The sequence below is a fragment of the Streptomyces sp. CA-106110 genome, assembly GCF_050936285.1.
Lineage (GTDB): Bacteria > Actinomycetota > Actinomycetes > Streptomycetales > Streptomycetaceae > Streptomyces.
This window is the reverse complement of sequence record NZ_JBNJNB010000001.1, coordinates 10,473,755-10,495,538: the sequence shown is the minus strand read 5'-3', so window position 1 is coordinate 10,495,538 and position 21,784 is coordinate 10,473,755. Positions and strand designations below refer to the sequence as shown.

The following is a 21,784-nucleotide window of genomic DNA, read 5'->3' as shown; positions in this document are numbered from 1 at the left end:
TCCAGTGCCGCATCAGGCACCGTTCGCCCTGAAGGTCGCTGCGCGCTGGCTGTTCACCGCGCACAGCCGGAACCATGTGCCCGTGACGTCGAGTCACGCGTCCAGTTGTGCGCGGATGAGCAGGTCGATCCGCCGCCATGCTGGGGACGCGGCATTGACCGTGCCCTGAATCAGGGCAGGGATCTGGGATGCTGCATCCAGCTCGGGCCGATAGTTGGCGCCGTAGCGTTCTCGGGTCGCATCGGCGATCCGGCGGGCGAGGTCGTCGATGCGGGGATCGTCGGCGTCGAGGTCGTAAGCGCGGTCGTAGTCAAGGAAGAACTGCCGCAGCACGGGTTCGGCCACCATCTCCGCTTGCTCCTGAAACAGCGTGATCGCTTGGTCTGGTTGGGTGGCGAACACGAGAATCCACAGGTCGCGTTGCAGATCTACCCACCGAGGGGTGAATCCCCAGTGGACCAGGCGCTCCAGATAGGTACCGACCGCGGCGGGCAGCGGTGCGAGGTTCCCGGCGGCGAGCTGACGCAGACGCCCTTGCGTCGCCCGCAGGTCATGGATGCGGGCGGTGAGCTCGTCGTCGATCTCCTGTAGCGCCTGCTGGAACTCTGCGTCGATCGCTGACCTCAGGTCCCTGATCCGGGCCAGGGGAACACCGGCCTCAGCGAGGGTGCGGATCTTGATCAGATCGACGACGTCGTTCGCGTTGTACCGCCTGTAGCCGGACGCGTCGCGGTCGGGCTCGGGAAGGAGCCCCTTGTCGTGGTAGACGCGAACGGTCTTGGTCGACACGCCGACATACCTGGCCAGCTGCCCGATGGTGATCACCTGGGCATCATCTCACTTGACCTTTCCCTAAGGGCAGGGTTGCACGATGACGTCATGGTGAGCATGAACATCGATCGGGAGACCCTGCGCGAGCTGGCCGACGAGGGCAACGAATCCGCTCTGGACCGGCTGGCCGACCTCGCCGACGCAGCCGGCGACCTTGAGGAACTGAGCGAACTGCTGGACGAGGGGTCCATGCGAGCTGGGTTCCTCCTCACGCGACGTGCGGCCGCGACCGGCGACCTGCGCGAGCTTCAGCGGATCTGCGACGCCGGTTACGACGACGCCGGGAACGAACTGAACCGACTGCTGAAGGAACCGGCCGACGAACAGAGGGACTGAGCCCGCCCCGGTCGCAACTGCCTTCGGGGCCGCGGCCCATCGGGTACGGCCCGTAGCCGGCGTGCTCGGGCCAGAGAGTTACGCCATGGCCGAACCGGTATGCATCCATGAGATCGATGACGACGAGGGGGCAGGGCCTGCTGCGGATCATCCGTAGGGGCACCGGGTCGACAAGGCCGAACGTTGCCTGACACGGCACTGGTGTGCGCCTGGTCTGGTTCTGTGCGACGCTGCCGGTCGTGGCTGGCGGAGTCGATGGCAAGCGGTACATCTCCCTCGATCCTGACGGGACGGGCTCCGGTCAGGGGTGGGTGTTCGTCATCGTGGCGGCGCCGACAGGGGTGGTCTACGAGGTTCAAGGCGGTGGCCTTCGCTGCATTCCGTACGCACAGGAGGGTTACCTGCTCCCGGTACTCGGGCGGGCGCTGGACGAGGAGCTCAAGGCGATCTTCGTCGAAGAGTTCAAAGGGTGGGTAGCACGCCGGCTGGACTGGCCGACCGACCTGCTGGATCGGCTCAGGGCTGCAGTGGCGTTCCATGTCTACGGGTCGGCGAACCGCGAAGATCTGTTCCCCACCGCGCTGGTGCTCGACGAGTCCCGCCTCGCTGAGGTCGACGAGGCGTGGGTTCCAGTGGTGACACCGGATGGTCCCGGAGTTCTCGTCTGGGAGAACTCCGATTAGTTTTCCTGAGACGCTCTACCGAAGGTCCGTGCTTGGTTGGCGACGTCAATCCCATCCCGGGTACCGGTCCGCGAGGAACTGATTCGCCGGCAGGATCTCGAAGTGGTTGGTGTCGATGAGGCCGTCGAAGCCACCGAGAACATGACGAAGGAAGGCCCGGGCCGCGTCCATGGACTCGCACCAGACATAGATCCTTCGCGACTGCCACTCGTAAGTCGACGGCGTGCATCACGCCACGCTTGGCATCGCAGCCTCAACCCGGGGCCGCGGTCGCGGCGCCCGGCCGGCAAGCCATGCGCCGCAACCGCACACGTCAGGCCAGCGACGTGACCGCTCGGCCGAAGTGCCGGGCGAAGAACCGGACCGCGCTGTCGGCCTCGAACCTGGGCAACTCCTTGTGCCTGCCCGCGTTGGCGTGCAACGTCTTCTCCTTCGAGGCGAAGGCGTCGAACAGTGCGAGACCGGCCTCCCGCGGGATGTGCTCGTCATCCCACTGCATGTCGAACTCGATCGGGATGGTGATCTGCTTCGCCTTCTCGGCCAGGACATCGGGCCAGTGCTGACCGAAGACAGCGGCCGTGATCCTGGGTTCGCTTGCCACAAACGGCACCCCGATCGCGGTGCCCATGTTGATGCCGAAGTAGCCGACCGGCCCATCGGTGCCGATCTCCGGAAGTTCCTGGAGAGCGTCCAGGGTCGCCCGCCACTCCGGCACGGCGAGCTCCGCCAGGTGGGCGTTGTAACGGACGACGATCGGGCCTTCCGGCTCGCCCGCCGCCCTCGCCCGGAACAGCGCGGCGGTCTCCTGCTCGTCGTGCGCCGTGCGCGACCGGTCGCCGTGACCGGGTGCATCGATGACGGCGACGTGGAAGCCGCAGCCGGTCACGAGGAGGTGGGCACGGCCCGCCATGGCCGGGGCCTTCTTGTGCGTACCGCCGCCGTGCCCCATCAGCACCAGGGGTGCGTGACCGGCGCCGGAGGCCGGCGACCAGAGGACGCCGGGGATCTCGCCCACGGTGAAGTCACGTTCGACCATGCCGTTTGCCGATGATTCTGCGGTGAACTGCAGAGAGTACATAGGTGTTGCCCTTCGGGAGTGCCCTGTTGTCGAGGCGCCCCCGGCGACACCTACGTCAATCGCCCGGCCGTGATGGGAAGGGGGAGCACCCACATCGATAGATCGTTCATGGGTCTCACCTCCTCGCTTCGGTCACGGTGTCCCGGACACTACAAGCCCGATGATCAGCCCGTCCAACCCTTTTCCCCGGTCGTGTGATCGCAACTCCCGGCAGAGTGATGGTCAGCGGTGTGAGCGCAAGGAGCATCGTGCCGGGGTGGACACCGGCATCCGAAGTCCCCACCTGTCGCCCCGGGTTGCGCCATGATGCGTGGACGGATCCGGGTTGGGATGCAGCTACGCAAGCGGCCACGGGAGGCAGTTCATGGATGAGCAATTCGCGGTGGTGGCAAGTGCGGGGTCGTTTCTGAAGGAGGACGGCGACGACGTCCGGCTCCCGCACCGATGGACGCCCGGCGGCGTCGGGGTACGGTCGGCGTTCACCGGAGGCCACGTGCTGAACCTGGCGGTGGCGGCGTGCGTGCTCAACGACCTCTACCGCGAGGCCGCGGCCGGCGGGGTGGAACTGCGAGGTGTCCGGGTGCGGGCGGAGGGCGGCTTCGACACCTCCAGATGGGAGTCGACCGGCATCTCCTACGCCGTCGAGGTCGACAGCGACGCGCCACAGGCGACCATCGCGGCACTGATCGCAACCGTCGACGAGGTCGCCGAGATCCCCCGCGCCCTGCGCCAGGGTGCCGCGGTCACCCGCTCGGCGGGCTGAGGCGCAAGGCGAGCCCCGCGCGACAGCGCGGAGGCCCGTCCGACTCCGCGTCAGGTTGATCGCCGTTCACCGTCGTCAAACTGGCGGTGGGGCGCTCGAAAACCAGTGGAGCAGCGCCGCTGTGCGCCGTTACCGTGCTGCCGGACCAAGTCGTCTAGTCAAGGACGTGCCGTTGTACACCCTGTGAGACCTCCCAAGCGCTGATTTGTCGCGCGTCGCACATGTGCGCCGCGCTGCTTTTTGCTGCGGACTTCTCACTGGAATCGGTGTACTTCTGTGCTCGAAGACTGGGTGGTCATGCCCACCTGCCTGCCTCTCGTTCTCCGCCGTTGCCATACGTGCGCGTCCGAGCGCTTCCGGGCAAGCGGTAAATTTCGCGTCAACGCAAACCACAAGCTCATCGACGCCTGGCTCCTCGCGCTCTGTACCTCTTGCGGGGAAACTGCGAAGCTCACGGTCCTGGAACGGATGAATGTGCGCTCGGTACGACCCGAACTGCTGGACCGGCTGCATGACAACGACCTTGGCCTGACAGCTGAGCTGCTCCAGGATCCGGTCGTGCGGCGCCGTAATCACATCGCTCTCGACTGGGACAACGCCTGGCGCCTCGACACCGGCGGATCGGATCACCTGGACCGCGAGGTGATCGACGTCTCGGTCCGCTTTGCGGCGCGGATTCCTGTCCGGCCGGTGCGACTGATCGCTGAAGGTTGCGGTCTTTCACGGGCCGAGGTCGAAAGACTGATCACGGAGGGGAAACTCGTTTCGGCAGTCCGGCTGAGCGGCAAGCTCTCCGGCGACTTCACCTTCACGCTCAAACGCTGAGCCCTCCTCAGGACTGGGACCTGTCCGGCAGATCCGCCGGACAGGCCCTAACTGTATTGACCTGAGGCGTTGTTGACGCGACGGATCAGTGGGTGGCCGCCGAACCAAGGCGTACGGGGAAAGGCCCAACCGGTCCCGGACACGGCGCTCCAGCGTGCGCCGTGTGGTGCCCAGCGCGGCTGCCGCGTCCGCCACGCCGATGTCCCGCTCCAGGTTGGCCCGGATCCACGCCTCGAACTCGGTCACGAGGTCGTCGGCCGAGGGCAGACAGCCGCCCGCAGCGTCCACGCTCCGCGGCGCGGAACCGCCAATGGCTGCGTGTGCACTATCACTGGGACCTCACCGACGCCCTCACGTTCGGCGACACCGTGGCCGACCACCTGTTCACCCACACCTTGCTGCCGATCGGACCCCGCCATCGGGCAGGACGGTGAACGGCGCCCTAGCCCCCAGTATGTGAAGAGCGTCCCCCGACCGGTTGTAGCCTCGGTGTGGCGTCGGCGGCTCACCGGTAAAGACCTGACGGACCGTGAAAATCCGTGATTTCAAAGCCCAAAGAGCTCCTCGACCCCCACTGCCTGGGCATTCTCGCCGCGCGCCGCCGAACCGGCGCTTGACCGTGCTCTTTCAAGACAGAGTTTTGGTAAAGCGTGTGCGGCCGGGACGCCATCCGCTCGTGGTCTCCTGGATCACCGACGGTCCGGTGCAGCGCCCGCGCGTCATGTACGGGACGCTGGAGCACGGGCTGGGCAACAGCGCCGAGGCACAGACCCGCACGTACGTCGACGGCAAGTCCGGGCGCACCGTGTACGTTCATCACGCGTCGCTGTCACGGCTGAAGCCCGGCACCGACTACATCTACCTGGCCGCGCACGAGGGCACCACGCCGGACAGCGGCAGCTTCCGGACCGCCCCCCGCGGCCGGGCGCCCCTGACCTTCACCAGCTTCGGCGACCAGGCGGCACCGCATGTGTCCTGGACTGCCGACGGCAGCGTTGTGACCGACAACAACTCCACGCCCGCCAGCAAAGACATCGTTGCCGGCATCGAGCAGGTCGCACCGCTGTTCCACCTGCTCAACGGCGACCTGTGCTACGCCAACCGGGATGTCGACCGGGTGCGTATCTGGGGCAACTTCTTCGCGAACAACTTCCGTTCGGCGCGATTCCGCCCCTGGATGCCCGCGGCCGGCAACCACGAGATCGAGTCCGGCAACGGTCCGATCGGCATGGGTGCCTACCAGGCGTACTTCACCCTGCCGTCCACCGAGACCGACCCCGAACTGGCCGGTCTGTGGTACGCGTTCACTGCCGGCTCGGTCCGCGTGATCGCGCTGCAGAACGACGACTACTGCCTGCAGGACGCCAGCGACTACTACGTCAGCGGCTACTCCGGAGGCCGCCAGCTGGCATTCCTCGAGAAGGAGCTGCGCGCCGCCCGCGCCTCAAAGGACATCGACTGGGTGGTCGTCGCCATGCACCAGGTCATGATCAGCTCCGCTGACGCCAGCGGCGCCGACCTCGGGCTGCGGCAGCACTACGGGCCGCTCTTCGACCGGTACGGCGTCGACCTGGTGGTGTGCGGCCACGAGCACAACTACGAGCGGTCGCTCGCCGTGCGCGTTGTCGTCTCCGGCAGTGAGACGCTCACTCCCAACCCGGTCTCCCAGGCGACCGACAACATCGACACCTCGATGGGCACCGTGCACATGGTGCTCGGCGGTGGTGGTGTGTCGGGCACGACCAACCAGTCGTTCTTCAAGGACGGCACGGCGAAGGTCATCACCGCCGTCACCAGCAACCCCGGCGGCGGTCACACCTCGGTGTACGCCAAGGAGGAGGCGATCTGGATGGGCACGCGCGATGTCGACCACCCCTACGGCTTCGCGGCCTTCACCGTCGATCCCGGCCGCTTCCCGGGTGACACCACGCGGATGCACGTGACGTACTACAACGTCAACAAGCCGCATGGTGAGCTCAGCGTCTTCGAGCAGTTCACCCTGCACCGCAAGCGGTCGGACGGCCGTCACTGAACAACGGCGCGGGGGCGGTGCCCAGCAGGCACCGCCCCCGCACCTCAGGGCTCTGGACGCCGGCGCAGACCGCTGCCAACCGTGGTGTTCATGCACTGACCTTCTCGACCCGGACCACATGGGCGCGAACCACGAACGGCCGGGAGAAGACGGTGATGGCGACGGAGATCGCGGCCAGCACGGCGATGGCCGTCGCTGGGGAGTGGTGTTGTGCGATGCCGCCGGCGATCGCTGCGCCAATGCCCTGCCATGTCATGCGGCCTGCGGACTCGACGCCCTGGACCTGTCCGCGCACCGCGTCGGGGGTCAGCGCGAGAAGCCGTTCCTGGAGCGGCAAGGTGGCTGCGAACCCCGCACTGGCAATGAACACCGCGGCCGTCACCACCAGCAGGGGCGGGTGGAGGGTGAACAGCAGGTAGGGCGCGGCGAGCAGCAGCCGCAGGGCGAACGCGCAGCGTCGTCGCTGGTCGGCGGTGAGCAGTCGTCCGACACTCAGGTCCCCGAGAAGCATGCCTGCAGATCCGGCCGCCAGGAGGGCGCCGGCCTGGTCCGGGGCGTAGGAGATGAACAGAGCCTCGCAGCCTACGATCAGGCCGTTGGGGACCCACAGGTTCAGCAGCAGCGCCCGCCGCCCGGGGTGGGAGAAGAGCGCGACGTTCGTTGTCCAGGTCTGACGGAGTCCGGGGCGAGGGGTCGTACGGATCGAGTGTTCGCGGGTTGCCGTGGCGACGACGACCAACCCGACGCCGGTCAAGGCTGCTGCGACGACGAAGACCCCTTGCGGGCTCAGATACCGCAGCAGTACGGCCCCGATGGCGTAGCCGAGCACGGACATGCCGCCCGAGGTGACGTTCATGAGCGAACGGGCAGGCACATACGCCGAGACCGGCACGACCTCGGCGAGCAACCCCATCCGCGCTCCGGTCGCCAGGGACTGGAACAGGCCCAGCACCAGGAGCAGACCGAACCGGACCGACAGCGGCAGGCCCGGCGTCGCCTGGGCAGCGATACCCACCAGCGACACCCACTGAAGTGCGACCAGGGTCCGGCGAGGACGGCTCGCGTCCGCGGCCGACATCAGCGTCAGGGCACCGAGCACCGTCGCGAACGTGGCGCCGTACATGCTTATGGCCGTCAGGAACGGGGATTTCGTCTGGTGGTCGACCAGCGTGCCGAGCGCGAAGCCCGACAACGTGCTTGCGGCGACCGTCAGTGTGAAGCCGGCGTACAAGCCGGCGAACTCTCGGTTCTGGAGCAGGGCACGGTAGCCGGTGGTGGGAGGCGCGATGTGCGCGGATGTGTCTGGAGGCATGAAAAAAGCCTCCGGACGCACCCGCTGAAGCGCCGAAGGCCAACGAGGGAATTGTAGCAGTTGCCCCGCAAGGCCAGCAGCTTCGTAGCAGCCGGCAGAAGGAACGGGAGCCGAGTTCCTGGCTCGGCGGCCCTGCGGCGCCGTACTGGTGGCGTTCGTTCCGCCGAGTGAAGGGGGCACTGCTGGTACCCCCGACAAGCAGGCTCTCCCACACCGGCGAAAGCGGCGCAGCCCGGACGTACGGGCTCGACCCGACCGGCCGGGCCCTTCACCGCAACGACAGCTGGGAACGACCAGTGGACGCCGTCACCTTCCTCAACGGCCCGATCACCATGGCGGGCAACCTCTACCTTCCGGCGGACTTCGACCCCGAGGGCAGTTACGCTGCGATCGTCACCGTCCACCCCGGCGGTGGCGTGAAGGAGCAGACCGCGGGCCTGTAAGCGAGCAGGATGGCCGATCAGGGCTTTGTCGCGCTCGCCTTCGACGCCTCCCACCAGGGTGAGAGCGGTGGTGAACCGCATCACCTGGAGGACCCGGCGGCACAGGTCGAGGACGTGCGCATCTCCAAGATCTTCGCTTTCGACGCCTTCCACCTGGTGGAGGATCTGCTCACCCAGTCGGTCCTCATGGTGGCCGGCAGTGACGCGGGCTCGCTCTGGCACACCACCGAGTTGCACTCCCGGGTGCGCGGACCCAAGAAGCTCGTGGTCGTCGACGGCGGCACCCACATGGACTTCTACGACGTGCCCAAGTACGTGGAGCGCGCCGTGGCCGAGGTCGCGCCCTTCTTCCAGGAGTACCTCACCGGCCGGGCCACCGACCGGGACTGAGGCCTCTCTGACTCGCGAGGGACGGGAATGGCGCGGGCGCTGCTCCATTTCCCCTCCCCGCCGCTTCAAGCCGGAGAGTTCTCCCGCAGCCGGCCTTCCGGCATCGCTCCCCGCCGACATGCGCCGGCGCGGCGCGCACGCTGCTGGTCAGGAGGTGGCGAGGAGCCGTGGCCTGTGCGGCGTCTCAGACTGGGCTTTCTCCGCGCATCCACTGCGCGAGCGTCCGCCTCGGGTACCTGACCACCACGTCACCGCCGCGCAGTCGGCCGGTCACCTTCACCCGGAGCACGACGGGCACATCCGCTCCGGCACTGGTCGTGCGGACCTTGACCTCGCCCACCCGTACGTTCAGTTCATCGGTCGCCACCACGATGCCCGGCTTGGTCACGATCACCAGATCTCCGCCGATGCTCAGATCGACATCGATATCGAGGGTGTCCTGACCGATCACCGCCTCGGTGAAGTCGAGTTTGACGTCACCTCCGACCATCCGGATGTCCATCCGGCGCGGGACCACCCAGGAGCCGGTCCGGTGCAGGGTGCCGAAACGCTGGTTGATCTCCACCACGTCCGTCGACCGCGTGCTCGAGTCGGCGGGAGAAAGAGAGATCGGCAGATCGCGGGTCAGCCCGGCCAGTTCGCCGATGGTGCGCGCGCTCAGCGCCGCCTCTACGCGCTCGTCGAGCTCCTCCGACGTCAGCCGACCGTCACCCGCGGCATCGCGGAGGATCTCCACGACCTGGTCCCGGTCGGCGTGTGAAGCCCTCATGTCAGCTGCGGACACTTCCCCGGCACCGTCGCCGCCTGACAACTTGTCATCGGTCATGGGCCCAGCCTGATCTTCCGTCGGGAGAATCACAAGACGGCTCCGGCCAGAGCCGGGCATGGGTCGGTTGTCCAAGCTGATGATCACGGAGTACGGCGATCGGCTCAGCTTGGCCGACGGCGAAGGTGTCGGCCGATCGGGCCAGCCCGCGAGCATCAGCTGACGGCGTTTCCGACGATCCAGTGACCGCGTGCCCCGGAGAATCTGTGGAAGCGGGCGCCGGTGACGCGCTCATCTGACCCACCGCCAGACGGCTTTACGTGTCCGCCCCGGTCTCGAAGTGCAGAGAGATCGACTGCAGGACGTCCGCCGAACTCACGTCCGTACGCCCTTGATCGTGAAGCTCGGCGAGCTGCACGAAAGCGAGCGCGAATGCCGAGGCGATCTGCACGATGGCAGGCCCGAGTTCCCGGCTGACGGCCCCTGCGACCTCCTGGGCGCTCGCGTCGGCAGGCACCTCGATCCTCGGCAGCATCTCCTCGAGCAGCAAAGAGACCGCCTCGCTCTGCATCAGCCCACCGTCGGGATTCTCGCGGGCTTGGCGCCGCATCTCCAACGCTTCCGTCAGGATGCCGACCACTCGCTGCATGATCTCTCGCTGCTCCATGCGGGCACGGTACGCCGCAGCGGCGGCCGATCGGAGCCCCCCCGCCCGGACAACTCCGAACGGGCGCCCCGCGAACGGCCACGACCGCCGCCGGATGGTGCAGCGGACCGCACGCGCGCCGCCCGGGAGGCGGCATGAGACTCACTTGAACACGGGGCGAGTTCCGCGGCCCGCGGATCACGTCGTGGTGTGTATGAGGAGCAGGGCGATGTCGTCGGTGGGGGTGATGGTCTGTGCCGCCCGATGGAGGAGTGCCTCGATGAGAGTCTCCATGCTGTCGCCGTCGCGGGCGCGGGCCAATTGATCGGCGAGGCCGGCGATGGCGTGGTCGATGTCGATCCCCGGAGCCTCAATGAGACCGTCGGTGTACATGGCGAGGGTGGTGCCCGGGGGCAGCGGGATGTCGGCAGTGGGGTAGTCGGCATCCGGGGTGATGCCGAGGAGCGGGCCGGGCTGCAGCAGGAGGGTTTCGGTGCGGCCGCCAGGGTGGCGAAGCAGCGGCGGGGGGTGTCCGGCGACGGCCAGTCGGGCACAGTGCCGGGTCAGGTCGAGGTGGGCGTACAAGCAGCTGGCGAGGAGTCCTGGGTTGAGATCGCACAGGAGCCGGTTCGTACAGGTCATGAGTGCGCCGGGCTCCATACCGACGGCAGCGTGGGCATGGACGGCGGTGCGGAGTTGCCCCATGAGGGCGGCGGCCTGCACGTCGTGCCCCTGGACGTCGCCGATGACCGCGTAGGCGCTGGTGTCGTCGCCGCGTATCAGGTCGTAGAAGTCGCCGCCGATGTCCATGCCCTGGCCGGCGGCGAGGTAGCGGGCGGCGACCTGCAGACCGGGGATCCGGGGCAGTTTCTGCGGCAGCAGGCCCTTTTGCAGGGTGCAGGCGAGCGTGTGCTTGGCGTCGTAGAGGCGGGCCCGGTCCAGGGCCTGGGCGATCAGGCCGGTCAGCGAGATCAGGATCGTCCGTTCGGCCGGAGGGAAGTGCCGGGGCCGGTCGTAGGACAGAAGCAAAAGGCCGATGGGACGACTGGAGGTGATCAGCGGCAGAAACGCCCACGCGTTCCTGTCGCCGTAGCGGACGGCTCCGGGGTAGACGCGCTGGAACTCGGCGAAGCTGGAGAAGAAGATCGGGGCCCCTGTCGTCAGTGCCCGTACGCGTGGTGTGTGCGAGGTCAGCGACTCGCCGTCGAAGCGGGCCGCGAACGCGCGGCTGTATCCGCGGTGGCTGGCGATCCGCAGTCGTCCGTCGTCCACCGTCATCAAGGCCAGGCCCTGAGCACCGAAACCGGGCACCAGCTGATCGGCGACCCTGTCGGCCACGTCCTTGACCCCCACCGTCTCGGTGAGGGTCGCCGCCAGGTGCATGAGGTGGTACAGCGCCGCGGCCCCGGCCGGTCCCGCGGGCGGCTGGGTGGACGTCTCGGACGCGGCGGCCGGATCGTGCGGGAGAGGAGCGATGTCGATGCTGACGCCGAAGGCGTCGGGGTAGAGGTGGAAGGACAACCGCCGATCCGGTGGGCGCAGGGCGGTGAAGACGGTGGGCCGGCGGCTGATGACCGCGGCACGGAAACGATCCTCGAAGGTGGGATCGCTGAGCCAGCGAAGATGCTCCCACGGGCGTACGCCCAGCAGGCCGGAGGCGACGCCGTCACCGAGCAGGTCGGCGGCTGCCTCGCTGAGGTAGGTGATCCGGCCTTCCAGATCCATCGAGAGCGCCCCGGGCAGGCGGGCGGCGAAGGCATGGGCGGCCAGGGCTTCGGCCCGGTCCGGGATACAGGAGCGCACCGGTTCCAGCACCCGCGGCTCGGCCGTCGGCAGAAGGGGACAGCTGCGGGCGGCCGCCCGCTGAAGCAGCGGGCCCGCCTGGCGGCAGAAGACATCGAGCGCCTCGCGTTCGTCCGGGCCCAGCCGTGGTGGGTGCCAGGCGGGCCACAGCAGACACGCCGTACCCCACACGGCATCGCCGGTGATGATGGGCGCTGCCGCCACCACGTGGTCGTGCGGCACCACGAACCGGAGCCTCGGGTAGTGAGTGGCCAGCTCCTCCGGGCTGCCTACCCACACCAGACGCCGCTCGCGTGCCGCCTCGGCTGCCGGGATCGCCTCGTCCACCCCGATCCGCGCCCAGGGGGCGACGATGTGCCAGGAGGACCCGTACACCATCGCCAACTGCAGCACCCGCTCCCCCGGCGGCAGGAGGAACAGCATGCCGCCCGAGGGACCGGCATCCTGCACGAGGCGGCGCAGGAGACCGTCCAGGTCTGCCCAACCCGAGACGGAACCAGGGGCGGTAAGTCGTTGCACACCTCTTCACCGCCCTCCTGAAACCTGAACGGTCCTGGGCCGGACTGAACCCCAGGGCGGCCGGGCGCTCAGGCCCGGACCGGCGTCGCACTCCGCCCTGTCGGCTCCCTGCCGACCCGTCGGCATCGGCCACGTGGTCGGCGCGGAACCATGGGCCGGCAGCCTCCCCCGGCCTGCTGCGGCCTTATGACAGACGCCGGCAGCGCCGCGGCCTGCCTCTCTGCACCGGATCTGCGGCTGCCTGCGTCATCGTCGTACGCACCTGGGCGGCCTGCTGCCACCGAAGCCGCGCACCGTATCGACCTGCCGGGACGCATGCCCGGCGCCGGTGCCCAGGGCCCGTCGGCCCCGGCTGCGCAGCACCGCGTCAGCACTACGGGCACGTCGGCGCCGCCCATACAGGGACGATACGCCCGCCGAACGGTGACCAGCATCCAGAGCCACCGCGCCCGGCGCACCGCAGTGGGTGTCGGCTCCGTGAGCGAGACGAGTCCGAGCGGATGAACGGACTCGTCTCACCGCGTCCTCAAGGAACCGGGTCAGGCGCCGACGTAGGCCGCGAGGTGCTCGCCCGTGAGGGTTGAGCGGGCGGCGACGAGGTCGGCGGGTGTGCCCTCGAAGACGATCCGCCCGCCGTCGTGGCCTGCGCCGGGACCGAGGTCGATGATCCAGTCGGCGTGGGCCATGACCGCCTGGTGGTGTTCGACGACGATGACCGACTTGCCGGAGTCGACGAGCCGGTCGAGCAGGCCGAGCAGCTGCTCGACGTCGGCGAGATGCAGACCGGCGGTCGGCTCGTCGAGGACGTAGACGCCGCCCTTGTCGGCCATATGGGTGGCCAGCTTGAGCCGCTGCCGCTCGCCGCCGGACAGCGTCGTGAGCGGCTGGCCGATGGCGAGGTAGCCGAGCCCGACGTCGACGAGTCGCTCGAGGATGCGGTGCGCGGCCGGCGTGTGCGCCTCGCCGGCGCGGAAGAACTCCTCGGCCTCCGTCACCGGCATGGCCAGCACCTCGCTGATGTCGCGACCGCCGAGGTGGTAGTCGAGGACCGAGGCCTCGAAGCGCTTCCCCTCGCAGTCCTCACAGGTGGAGGCGACACCGGCCATCATCGCCAGGTCGGTGTAGACGACACCGGCGCCGTTGCACGTGGGGCAGGCGCCCTCGGAGTTGGCACTGAACAGCGCCGGCTTGACGCCGTTGGCCTTCGCGAACGCCTTGCGGATCGGTTCGAGCAGTCCGGTGTACGTCGCCGGGTTGCTCCGCCGCGAGCCCCGGATCGGGCTCTGGTCGACCGAGATCACGCCCGCGCCGGCGGGGATGGACCCATGGACGAGCGAGCTCTTGCCGGAGCCGGCGACACCGGTGACGACGGCCAGCACCCCGAGCGGGATGTCGACGTCGACACCTTGCAGGTTGTGTGTCGCCGCGCCGCGGATCTCCAGCGTGCCGGTGGACTTGCGCACCGTCTCCTTGAGGGAGGCCCGGTCGTCGAAGTGGCGGCCGGTGATGGTGCCGCCGACCCGCAGGCCCTCGACGGTGCCTTCGAAGCAGACGGTGCCGCCCGCCGTACCGGCGCCGGGGCCGAGGTCGACGACGTGGTCCGCGATCGCGATGACCTCGGGCTTGTGCTCCACGACGAGCACCGTGTTGCCCTTGTCCCGCAGCCGCAGCAGCAGGTCGTTCATCCGCTGGATGTCATGGGGGTGCAGGCCGGTGGTGGGCTCGTCGAAGACATAGGTCACGTCGGTGAGCGAGGAGCCGAGGTGACGGATCATCTTGACGCGCTGTGCCTCACCGCCCGACAGCGTGCCCGCGGGCCGGTCGAGCGAGAGGTAGCCGAGCCCGATCTCCACGAACGACTCGAGCGTGTGCTGCAGCGCGGTGAGCAGCGGCGCCACCGACGGATCGTCGAGCCCGCGGACCCATTCGGCCAGGTCGCTGATCTGCATCGCACACGCGTCGGCGATGCTGATCCCCTTGATCTTCGACGACCGGGCTCCCTCGCTGAGCCGGGTCCCCTCGCACTCCGGGCAGGTGGTGAACGTGACCGCCCGGTCCACGAACTCCCGGATGTGCGGCTGCATCGCCTCCCGGTCCTTGGAGAGCATCGACTTCTGGATCCGCGGGATCAGACCCTCGTAGGTCATGTTGATTCCCGCGATCTTCATCCTGGTCGGCTCGCGGTGGAGGAAGTCGTGCAGTTCCTTCTTCGTGTACTTGCGGATCGGCTTGTCCGCGTCGTAGAGGCCCGACTCGCTGTAGAGCCGGTAGTTCCAGCCGCCCGACTTGTAGCCGGGGACGGTGATCGCGCCCTCGTTGAGCGACTTGGAGTCGTCGAAGAGCTGGGTGAGGTCGAGATCGGTGACCGAACCCCGGCCCTCGCAGCGGGGACACATGCCGCCGGTGCGGGTGAAGGTCGCCTTCACCGCCTTCTTGTCACCGCGCTCGACCGTGATCGCACCGCTGGCCCGGACCGAGGGGACGTTGAAGGCGTACGCGCTGGGCGGGCCGATGTGAGGCTGTCCGAGCCGGCTGAAGAGGATGCGCAGCATGGCGTTGGCGTCGGTGGCGGTACCGACCGTGGATCGCGGGTCGGCCCCCATCCGCTGCTGGTCGACGATGATCGCGGTCGTCAGCCCGTCGAGGACGTCCACCTCGGGTCGCGACAGCGTCGGCATGAAGCCCTGCACAAAAGCGCTGTAGGTCTCGTTGATCAGTCGCTGCGACTCCGCGGCGATGGTGTCGAACACCAATGAGCTCTTGCCCGAACCGGAGACGCCGGTGAAGACCGTCAGCCGTCGCTTCGGGATCTCGATGCTGACGTCCTTGAGGTTGTTCTCGCGCGCGCCGTGCACGCGGATCAGATCGTGACTGTCGGCAACGTACGGCGCAGGCGATTGCGTGTCGGTCCTCATGGCCATGCTCATCGTGTCTCCATCTGTCGGCTGTTTACCTTATCGGCGGTGTCGACCGGCGTGGTGCGGCTTCCGACCGGCTGACGTCGTCCTGGGGCGCGCCCGGCGAAGGCGCCAAGGCGGCCTCGCCGCTTCGGCGCGTCGAGCCTTTGGACCGCGGCCGTACGGAGCGCGCCGGCCAGACGTCCGACCGGCCGGCTGCCATCGTGCGGCAGCTGACGGACGGGCATCCCAGCCTGGATGCGGCGGGGGAAGATGCGGACGGAACCAGCGGCACGTGGCCGGCTCACGCACGTCGCAGCGGATTGCGCCACGGACCTCACCCTCCACGCCTGTCGGCAGCGCGTCGATCTCGCGGACTTCGCCTTCACCCTCGCTGGAAGGCCGCGGATGCGTCGGGGTCGTCATGCGGCAGGAAGGTCCAGTGAACGGTGATGCCCATGGCGGTCAGGCTAGACGTGGCCGGGTGACCTTGGCTTCTCCATTTCTGACCGGTCCGGTCACCGCAGGCGAAGGGCCCTCGCCCACGATCTCCGCCGGCAAGCCCCGCACGGCCGGCCTGCTGGCGGATCCCGCCGAGGCTCAGGCCTGGCTCGACCAGGCACTGCCCGAGTGGAGCCGGGTCACCGGCACTCCCCTGGCCGGCATCGAGCTCGCCCCTCGGGACCAGGAGGAGCTGCGAGCCTTCCGGGACGATCTGCGCCGGGCCACCGGACAGGGCCGCGACGCCGCACTTCCCCCGCTGCACACGGCGGCCATCGCCATGCAGCTCGGCGGGAATGGAAAGGTCCACCTGGAACCGCGTGGCACCGGGTGGCGGCGGGTCGCAGCCCTGGCCCTGATCGAGATCTTCGAGGCCCAACAGGCCGGGACCTGGCCGCGGTTGAGGATGTGCCGCAACGACCGGTGCGGCACCGCGTTCTTCGACCGGTCGAGGAACAACAGCGGGGTCTGGCACGACGTCAAGGTCTGCGGCGACGCGGCGAATCCGCGGGCCTACAGGGCACGGCAGCGGGCCGAGAACGCGTCGTAGGCGCGACCTCCCCAGCACGACAGGGCCGGCCGTCGCCGTGACCGCGGCGTAGTCGCCGAGAGTGCCTCAGCCGGTGGCCGTGCCGCGCACACAGAGGAGTACGGCTGTACGCCCTCGGGCAGCTCGGACTCATCCAGGGTCCGGAGTTGGACGAGCGCTGACTGCCCTTCCCGCGGGAAGGGGGGCGCGGGACTCGACACTGTGACTCAGCTCCCTTTGGGGACCGCAGTCTGTGCTCGTCCGCATTTAAGAGCATATGCTCCTGAATGCGGAATGGGGCAGGACGGCCCCGAGAGCCGGGCCGGCAGCGCACAGGACTTCCCCGTCAGCCAGGAGACCGGCCACGGCACCGCACGAAATCCATCCATGAGGCGCTGGAGAGGCTGGCCCTAGTAGGGCTTGGTCAGGTAGGGGGCGAGCGTGTCGTATCAGGGCCAGGGTCTTCGGCAGGTGGGGCACGCCCCGGCCCAGCAGACGAGGAGGACTTGGAGCCCGGCCACGACCTGGTAGATCGTCAGACCGTGGCCGGTGCTGGCGGGCACAGTCGCTCCAGGGTGCAGAACGCCTGCGCCACCGAGGCCAGCGTGAGATGTCGCAGGAAGCCCTGGTAGGTGCGTCCCTCGAAGTGGCCCAGCCCCAGGGCGGTCTTCAATTCCCGGTAGTCGTGCTCGACCCGCCAGCGGATCTTCGCCAGCCGCACCAGGCGCCGCAGGGGAACGTGGGCGGGCAAGGTGGACAGCCAGTACTTGGTCGGCTCCGGCTCTTTGGCGGGCCACTCGGCCAGCAGCCAGCACACCGGCAGGTCCTCACCGGGGTGCGCCCGGCGGACCCGCGCTCCGGCCGGCCGGACCCGCAGCGCGACGAAGTACGAGCGCAGCGGCCCCTTCGAGCCGCGCCGCCAGGTGACGCGGTGCCGTGCGCCGCGCCCGGCGGCCAGCACGATCTCGCGGACCGACACCGGCTTGTCCCGGTAGCAGGGCACCGGCGGCCGCCCGGTGCCCGACCACGGCGGGGCGGTGCGCGCCGCCGTCTGGGGCAACACCGCGGTATCCGACCGCACCCCGACGACATACGCGATCTCCCGCTCCTCCAGTGCCAGGCGAAAGGCCCCGTCCTGCCCGTAGCCCTCGTCGGCCACCACCAGCGGCGGATCCAGGCCCCAGCAGCGCAGCTCGTCGACCATGTCCACGGCCAGCTGCCACTTCGGCACGTGCCCGACCTCATCGGGGACGCGCGCCCGACGGCGCCGCAGGACGGCGCTCTCGGGCTCGTCTGCGGTGGCCGGATCCCATTCGGCGGGCAGGAACAGCCGCCAGTTCACCGGGCAGGAGGCGGCGTCGGTGACCAGGTGCAGACTCGGCGCGACCTGGCAGTTGGCGGTCTTGCCCAGCGCGCCGCAGTACTGCGCGGCCACCCCCGGGGAGGCATGACCGTCCTTGGGGAAGGACACGTCGTCGATCACCCAGGCTGCCGGGTGGATGGCCGGCTCCATCCGCCAGGCCAGCTCGGCCAGCACCATCTGGTGCGACCACGGGGAGTCGGCCAGGAACTGCTGCAGGCCCTGCCGGTCCACCCCCAGCCGGGCGGCCATCGGCTCCATCGACTTGCGCCGCCCCGCGCCCAGCAGCCCCCGCACATACCGCTCGCCCCACCGCCGCTGATCCACCCGCCCGAACGAGCCGAACACCTCGGCCGCGAGCGACTCCAACCGCTGTTGGGCCTCCGTGAGCTCCTGCGGTGTCATTCCCCTCACCTCCGAGAGACGACACACCGCTACTCACCCAAGGTAACCAAGCCCTACTAGATGACTCTGCCCGAAAACCCTTACCCGACCGCTGTCCTTCCCCGCGCGATATCAGCCGTGCCGATCCCTCGCTGGGAGCGCCGGGACTGGTGGCGCACCGGCGGGCTGCTGGCAGTGATCGCAGCGCTGCACCTGGTGGCGTTCGGCATCCTGGCCGCGCTCGTGGCCCCACACCATTACAAGGTCGGCGGTGAGGTCTTCGGCCTGGGGCTCGGCGTGACCGCCTACACGCTCGGCGTACGGCATGCGTTCGATGCCGACCACATAGCCGCGATCGACAACACCACCCGCAAGCTCATGGCCGACGGCAAGCGCCCCGTGTCCGTCGGCTTCTGGTTCGCGCTCGGCCACTCCACCGTCGTGGCGCTGCTGGCCGCCGGGATCGCCGCGGGTGCACGGCTGACGACGACGCTGACCAACGACGACTCGAGCACTCGCCGCCATCTGGGGGTGGTCGGCACGCTGGCCTCGGGCGGGTTCCTGTACCTGATCGCCGCTCTCAATGTGCTCGCTCTCGCCGGGATCTGGCGGGTGTTCAAGGCGATGCGCGCAGGCCAATTCGACGAGCACGAGCTGACCAAGCACCTGGACAGCCGCGGCTTCATGAACCGCGTCCTGGGCCGGCTCACCCGGTCCGTCTCCCGTCCTGGTCAGATGTACCCGGTAGGGCTGCTCTTCGGAATCGGGTTCGACACCGCCACCGAGGTCACGCTGATGGTGATGGCCGGCTCCGGCGCCGCAGCCGGGCTGCCGTGGTACGCGATCGTCTGCCTGCCGCTGCTGTTCGCCGCCGGGATGAGTTTGTTCGACACCTTGGACGGGACGTTCATGAACTTCGCGTACCACTGGGCTTTCTCGAACCCGGTCCGCAAGGTCTACTACAACCTCACCATCACCGGCCTGTCCATCGCCGTCGCGTTTCTGATCGGCACGATCGAGCTGATCGGCTCCCTGCACGACCAGCTCGGCTTGACCGACCCGATCACCGGCGAGATCTCCGCGGTCGATCTCAACAATGTCGGCTTCGTGATCGTCGGAGTCTTCGTGCTCGTGTGGGCATGCGCAGTGGGTTACTGGCGCGTCGCGAAGGTCGAGCACCGCTGGAAGCATGCGGCCGGCCGGGCCGGCAGGGGCTGAGAGCACGCGTGGGTTCCGCCGAACAGTGCCCCGGCGCGCGGAAGCGACAGATCACCGCTCAACCTATACTCGCGCTTGAGGGAGCCGTTCTGTGATGAACAGCAGCGCCGTCGGACAACGCCGCCGTAGATGCCGGTCCACTCTGAGCCCGGATCTCACGGCGGTCTTGCACTGCGCCGTGCGCGAGGCTCTCTGCCGATTGAACGCGGTGGCGGCAGGGGTGTACCTCCTCGACGAGGATGCCACCGAGATCCGAGTCGCGCTGATCGTCGGCGGTCCCCCCTCCCTGTTCACACTTCCGGGACGGATGGAGCTGGACGCGCCCTACGCCTCGGCACGCGCGCTGGCCTCGGGACGTGTGGAGATCCTGGCCGATCCGTACCAGGCCGAAGCGGGCCATGAGCAGCATGTGCCGCCCTATCCGTACGTCGCCCTCGCGGCCCCCGTCATCGCCGCCGACCAGCGCTTCGGTGCCCTCACCGTCCTTCGGACGGAGGAACAGGGCGACTACCAGGAGCATGACCGATCGCGCTTGCAGCAGATAGGGAGCGAGCTTGCGACGGCCCTCGCCAAGCTCGCCGCGAGCGGGGCGGAGATCAAGCCCGGTCCCATGCCGGTGCTCGTACCGGCCGGGACCGATGCGGACACGAACGTCTGCACGCCGGGCTGGGGAGTGGCTGACGTCCCCGGCTCCGGGGGCATGAGCCTCATGTATCCGGTACGGCGACTCGCCGACCTGCTGAACCAGATCACGACCATGGATGACATCGTCGCGGCAGCCCAGTACTGCGTCATGGACCCGTTCGACGCCCAGGCCTTGGTCCTGACCTCGGCGTCCGAGGACCGCCTCTGGGTCCTCGGACACAGCGGGGCCTCGTGCGGCCTGGTCAAGAGCCTCCATGGCGCCCGGTTGGACTCCAGTATCCCGGCAGCGGAGGCGGTCCGAGGGCGCCCGCTGTACATCTGTGCGCGGCCGGCCGACTCCGGGAGGTCCGACAGCGACGTCCAATCCGAGGCGTACCTGCCTCTCATCGGATGCCGGAAGGCCACCGACCTCCCTCTCGTCGGGAGCAGGAACGTCGTCGGCGCCTGCTGTCTGACGTTCCAAGGGCCCCGCGGCTTTCCGCCCGAGGAAAGGGCGGTCCTGAGCATGATGGCGGAAATGCTGGGCGCGGCCTTGGAACGCGTCGAACTGAGTGAGAGGCAGCATGAAGTCGCCGAATACCTCCAAAGGACGCTTCTCCCCTCCACGCTCTCCGAGCTGCCCGGACTGACCACCACAGCGCGTTACCGACCTGCCACAGCCACGTCCATGGTGGGTGGTGACTGGTACGACGTGATCAAACTGCCGGGTGAACGGATGGTGCTGGTCGTCGGCGACGTGGAAGGCCACGCCATGGAGAGCGCCGCCGTGATGGGCCAGGTGCGCACCGCGGTCGCCGCTTATGCGACCGAAGGACATCGCCCCGCGGCGGTGATCGACCGTGCCGGCAGGTTGCTCACCGAACAGGGTACGGACCTGCTTGTGACCTGCTGCGTCGTCGCCCTGGACACGACCGACGGCATGTCCGAGGTGGCCCTGGCCGGCCATCCCGAACCGCTGGTACGCGGCCCCGACGGGAGTATCCGCACCCTGGAGGCCCCCGCGAACGTGCCCCTGGGCGTCAGGGTGCCGGATGCCTACTGGGGGCGTGAGCACGTCCTTGAGCCCGGATCCGTCGTGATGCTCTACTCCGACGGTCTGGTCGACTGGCACGCGAGCGACCCGGGATCCGGTGCGCGAGCACTGCTCCGCTCCGGCAGCCACGCAGCCGGGGCCGATCTGGAACAACTGGCCGACCACCTCATCGCCGAGGATCCCGGCCCCCAGCACCGCCGGGACGACGCGGTGCTGCTCCTGGCCCGCTATGAAGGTGCCGTCGGCGAGGATGCGCCCCGAACGGGGAATCTGCAGATCCCCCGCCGTGACCTGCAGGGAGTCAAGACGGCCCGCGGCTTCGTGGCCGACCGGCTGTCCTCCTGGGGGCTGTCGGGCATCTCCGACGACCTTCAGCTCATCGCGTCCGAGGTCGTCACCAACGCGCTCATCCACGCGGACAGCGACGTCGATGTCCGGCTGCGGGCCTTCGCGGATCATGTCCGGCTGGAGGTGAGGGACTCCGACAGCAACCCGCCCATACCCTCGCACCTGGCGCTGACCGAAGGGGAGAACGCGGCAGCCGAGCACGGCCGCGGTCTCCTCATCGTCGAGGCCCTGGCCGGACCGTGGAACAGCTCCCCCAACGGGCGGGGCAAGACGGTGTCACTGGACATGCGCATCCCGCTGGACGAGCCGTGACGCGTCCCGTCCGTGCCCGCCGGCACGCGTTGTGCCGAGACCGTCGCTCCGGGCGGCCGATGGTCTCGGTCGGCGCATGACGGTCGGGCCTACTGCCGGCCGATCGGACGTTCTCGGGCCCCGGTGACGT

The 21,784-nt window shown here is 68.8% G+C and carries 19 protein-coding genes; 10 read left to right on the top strand and 9 right to left on the bottom strand.

Annotated features, from left to right (window positions below):
* Positions 1–93 precede the first annotated feature (93 nt).
* Positions 94–825 (bottom strand): MerR family transcriptional regulator, encoded by a 732-nt coding sequence (locus tag ACQEXA_RS48470; RefSeq protein ID WP_432924077.1) that lies wholly within the window; start codon positions 823–825, stop codon positions 94–96.
* Between the two features lie 54 nt (positions 826–879).
* Between ACQEXA_RS48470 and ACQEXA_RS48465 the strand changes: the two genes are divergently transcribed.
* Positions 880–1,167, top strand: coding sequence for a hypothetical protein (locus ACQEXA_RS48465; RefSeq protein WP_432924079.1), 288 nt, complete (start codon positions 880–882; stop codon positions 1,165–1,167).
* 203 nt (positions 1,168–1,370) lie between these two features.
* Complete coding sequence (locus ACQEXA_RS48460; protein ID WP_432924081.1) at positions 1,371–1,850, top strand: DUF6210 family protein; 480 nt, start codon at positions 1,371–1,373, stop codon at positions 1,848–1,850.
* Positions 1,851–1,895: 45 nt separating this feature from the next.
* On the opposite strand, the gene ACQEXA_RS48455 is transcribed toward ACQEXA_RS48460, so the two are convergent.
* Together ACQEXA_RS48455 and ACQEXA_RS48450 are read right to left on the bottom strand one after the other, a co-directional pair.
* Complete coding sequence (locus ACQEXA_RS48455; protein ID WP_432924083.1) at positions 1,896–2,021, bottom strand: hypothetical protein; 126 nt, start codon at positions 2,019–2,021, stop codon at positions 1,896–1,898.
* A 142-nt stretch (positions 2,022–2,163) separates the two neighbouring features.
* The gene (locus ACQEXA_RS48450) at positions 2,164–2,928 is read right to left on the bottom strand and encodes an alpha/beta hydrolase (RefSeq protein WP_432924085.1); all 765 of its coding nucleotides are present in this window, start codon (positions 2,926–2,928) and stop codon (positions 2,164–2,166) included.
* 364 nt (positions 2,929–3,292) lie between these two features.
* On the opposite strand from ACQEXA_RS48450, the gene ACQEXA_RS48445 reads away from it, so the two are divergent.
* The 3 genes from ACQEXA_RS48445 to ACQEXA_RS48435 all read left to right on the top strand — a co-directional run bounded on the left by ACQEXA_RS48445 (position 3,293) and on the right by ACQEXA_RS48435 (position 6,548).
* The gene (locus tag ACQEXA_RS48445) at positions 3,293–3,691 is read left to right on the top strand and encodes an OsmC family protein (RefSeq protein ID WP_432924087.1); all 399 of its coding nucleotides are present in this window, start codon (positions 3,293–3,295) and stop codon (positions 3,689–3,691) included.
* Positions 3,692–3,967: 276 nt separating this feature from the next.
* Positions 3,968–4,516 (top strand): DUF1062 domain-containing protein, encoded by a 549-nt coding sequence (locus ACQEXA_RS48440; RefSeq protein WP_432924089.1) that lies wholly within the window; start codon positions 3,968–3,970, stop codon positions 4,514–4,516.
* A gap of 676 nt (positions 4,517–5,192) precedes the next feature.
* Complete coding sequence (locus ACQEXA_RS48435; RefSeq protein ID WP_433133052.1) at positions 5,193–6,548, top strand: purple acid phosphatase family protein; 1,356 nt, start codon at positions 5,193–5,195, stop codon at positions 6,546–6,548.
* An 88-nt stretch (positions 6,549–6,636) separates the two neighbouring features.
* On the opposite strand, the gene ACQEXA_RS48430 is transcribed toward ACQEXA_RS48435, so the two are convergent.
* Positions 6,637–7,860: an MFS transporter gene (locus tag ACQEXA_RS48430; RefSeq protein ID WP_433133050.1), complete on the bottom strand. Its 1,224-nt coding sequence runs from the start codon at positions 7,858–7,860 to the stop codon at positions 6,637–6,639.
* A gap of 167 nt (positions 7,861–8,027) precedes the next feature.
* Here ACQEXA_RS48430 and ACQEXA_RS48425 point away from each other — a divergent pair, with 167 nt between their 5' ends.
* Both ACQEXA_RS48425 and ACQEXA_RS48420 read left to right on the top strand, forming a co-directional pair.
* Positions 8,028–8,303, top strand: a complete 276-nt coding sequence (locus tag ACQEXA_RS48425; protein ID WP_432924094.1) for a hypothetical protein — start codon at positions 8,028–8,030, stop codon at positions 8,301–8,303.
* A 9-nt stretch (positions 8,304–8,312) separates the two neighbouring features.
* Complete coding sequence (locus ACQEXA_RS48420) at positions 8,313–8,693, top strand: alpha/beta hydrolase (RefSeq protein WP_433133048.1); 381 nt, start codon at positions 8,313–8,315, stop codon at positions 8,691–8,693.
* A gap of 184 nt (positions 8,694–8,877) precedes the next feature.
* Here the strand turns inward: ACQEXA_RS48420 and ACQEXA_RS48415 are convergent, their stop codons facing one another.
* The 4 genes from ACQEXA_RS48415 to ACQEXA_RS48400 all read right to left on the bottom strand — a co-directional run bounded on the left by ACQEXA_RS48415 (position 8,878) and on the right by ACQEXA_RS48400 (position 15,354).
* Positions 8,878–9,462 carry a DUF1707 SHOCT-like domain-containing protein gene (locus tag ACQEXA_RS48415; protein WP_433133046.1) on the bottom strand — a complete coding sequence of 195 codons (585 nt, stop codon included), beginning with the start codon at positions 9,460–9,462 and terminating at the stop codon, positions 8,878–8,880.
* 313 nt (positions 9,463–9,775) lie between these two features.
* Positions 9,776–10,126: a hypothetical protein gene (locus ACQEXA_RS48410; RefSeq protein ID WP_359400163.1), complete on the bottom strand. Its 351-nt coding sequence runs from the start codon at positions 10,124–10,126 to the stop codon at positions 9,776–9,778.
* A 177-nt stretch (positions 10,127–10,303) separates the two neighbouring features.
* Positions 10,304–12,427 carry a SpoIIE family protein phosphatase gene (locus ACQEXA_RS48405; protein ID WP_433133044.1) on the bottom strand — a complete coding sequence of 708 codons (2,124 nt, stop codon included), beginning with the start codon at positions 12,425–12,427 and terminating at the stop codon, positions 10,304–10,306.
* Positions 12,428–12,966: 539 nt separating this feature from the next.
* Complete coding sequence (locus tag ACQEXA_RS48400) at positions 12,967–15,354, bottom strand: ATP-binding cassette domain-containing protein (protein ID WP_432924103.1); 2,388 nt, start codon at positions 15,352–15,354, stop codon at positions 12,967–12,969.
* Between the two features lie 454 nt (positions 15,355–15,808).
* Here ACQEXA_RS48400 and ACQEXA_RS48395 point away from each other — a divergent pair, with 454 nt between their 5' ends.
* Entirely contained in the window at positions 15,809–16,375 is a 567-nt protein-coding gene (locus ACQEXA_RS48395; protein ID WP_432924105.1) for a CGNR zinc finger domain-containing protein, read from the top strand.
* Positions 16,376–16,889: 514 nt separating this feature from the next.
* Here ACQEXA_RS48395 and ACQEXA_RS48390 read toward each other — a convergent pair.
* Positions 16,890–18,119, bottom strand: coding sequence for an IS701 family transposase (locus ACQEXA_RS48390; protein WP_432923500.1), 1,230 nt, complete (start codon positions 18,117–18,119; stop codon positions 16,890–16,892).
* 60 nt (positions 18,120–18,179) lie between these two features.
* Here ACQEXA_RS48390 and ACQEXA_RS48385 point away from each other — a divergent pair, with 60 nt between their 5' ends.
* Together ACQEXA_RS48385 and ACQEXA_RS48380 are read left to right on the top strand one after the other, a co-directional pair.
* The gene (locus ACQEXA_RS48385) at positions 18,180–19,316 is read left to right on the top strand and encodes a HoxN/HupN/NixA family nickel/cobalt transporter (RefSeq protein ID WP_433133042.1); all 1,137 of its coding nucleotides are present in this window, start codon (positions 18,180–18,182) and stop codon (positions 19,314–19,316) included.
* A gap of 94 nt (positions 19,317–19,410) precedes the next feature.
* Entirely contained in the window at positions 19,411–21,654 is a 2,244-nt protein-coding gene (locus tag ACQEXA_RS48380; RefSeq protein WP_433133040.1) for a SpoIIE family protein phosphatase, read from the top strand.
* Positions 21,655–21,784 lie beyond the last annotated feature (130 nt).